The 1676-nt window shown below is 27.6% G+C and carries 1 protein-coding gene and 1 pseudogene; both read right to left on the reverse strand.

Annotation, left to right across the window (positions count from 1 at the left end; genetic code table 4):
- Window positions 1-191: 191 nt before the first annotated feature.
- Window positions 192-1376, reverse strand: coding sequence for a restriction endonuclease subunit S (locus NXS15_RS03725; RefSeq protein ID WP_259290520.1), 1185 nt, complete (start codon window positions 1374-1376; stop codon window positions 192-194).
- Window positions 1366-1676: pseudogene (locus tag NXS15_RS03730) on the reverse strand (type I restriction-modification system subunit M); the annotation flags it as partial. The pseudogene NXS15_RS03730 and the gene NXS15_RS03725, both read right to left, overlap by 11 nt.

Genomic DNA, 1676 nt, shown 5'->3' on the forward strand with positions numbered 1-1676 from the left:
TGGAATACCAAAATTAATGAACAATGTTATGGCAGAAATTAAAATATGCATTCCGCCGTTAAGTGAAGAAACCAATAAGATTTCTATATTAATAAATTCATTAAATATGGTTGTATCACTTCTTCAGTGTAATTTTGTAAACTATCAAAATTAAATAAAAAACGTATATCAAACAGATATACGTACAGAATTTAAACAAACATCTTCTCAAGAAGTGTATTTTTTATATTTTCTAGCTTTTCTAACTTACGCTGAAGAAGTGATACCGTCGATTCTATACGGTTAAAAAGAGAACCAATTAAAGAAATCTCATTATTTGAAGGCTTTTTAACCATGAAATTATAGATATGTGGTTTTAATAAATTCGGTATAGACACATCACCGACAATAGTATTGATTTTTTTATAGAAATTTTTGTACAAATAAAAATACAAAAATTTGGCGTTATCATTTATCGTTTTCAATACAAAAGTGCGTTGATTTGCATTAAATTTATCATTTATGTAATGAACAAAGCCAATATTTACTCCACTACCAACTATAATTAAATGCTCGCCTTCAAACAAAAACTGATTTATCTTATAGATATTTATTCCAGATGTAAAAAATACATACTTTCCATTATCATCTTTATCTTTTGTATCTAATTTTCCTGTTTTCAAAACAATTTCGTTTTCAAGTTTTTCTTGTTCTCAAGCGTTTGTAAATCCTTTGAATCTAATGGCCGGATAAGACGATTTTGCTGATGCAAACATCTTCCCAAGAAGTGTATTTTTTATATTTTCTAGCTTTTCTAACTTACGCTGAAGAAGTGATACAACATTATCTATTTTTTCTATAAATTTACCTACTTTAGATTGTTCATTTTTTGAAGGTGCTAATAATTCTATATTCAAAACTTTATTTGGCTGGATATTGAATCTAGAAATACCTTGTGCAAGAATCATGATTTTCTGTCTAAAAAATTTTGATCTAAATAGATATGATAAAAAAATTAAATCATTTTCACCAATTCTATATTGTCTAAAACCAAAGCAAAAGCTATTTAAATACACGTTTTTATTGAAAAAAGTTGTAATTACTGATGATATGCCAACTTCTTCAGGTATCTCAGATGATAATGTAAACAAAACATCACCATACTCAACTTTGTTTTGCTTTTCATCAACATTAACAGTGGAGATAGGGTTAAAGTTAATCCGTGGATTTTTAAATACATCAATGTAAGAAATATAGTTTGAATTTCCTTTTATGAAGTCTTCTTTTCTTTTACTTTTTAAACCACCATATGTACTCCCCATATCACCTAACTTTTTTTGTTCTCAAGCGTTTGTAAACCCTTTGAATCTAATAGCTGGTACAAGCTTATTTTTCATTTTCGCCACCTAACAAGTTGATTAATTCTTTGATTCCTTTGATGTCGTATTCATCACCTTCAAGCTCGTTTAACATTTGAATTAATTCATTTTCGCTTTGTTTGATTTCTTCATCAATCTGTGCCAAAGTTTGATCGTATTTTTTAGCTAATTTTTCTAATTTTGCAATTTGGCTATTAATAACGTCATTACCTTTTTCAAGAATTGATTTTGAAAGATTATCGCTCCATTTGATGTGTAGCAATTCGATAAATTCATCAGTATCTATCGAATCTATTTTAGATTGTTTTTTGGCGTTAA

The sequence above is a fragment of the Mycoplasma sp. CSL7475-4 genome, from assembly GCF_024834065.1.
In the GTDB taxonomy this organism is placed as follows: Bacteria; Bacillota_I; Bacilli_A; order Mycoplasmatales; family Metamycoplasmataceae; genus Mycoplasmopsis.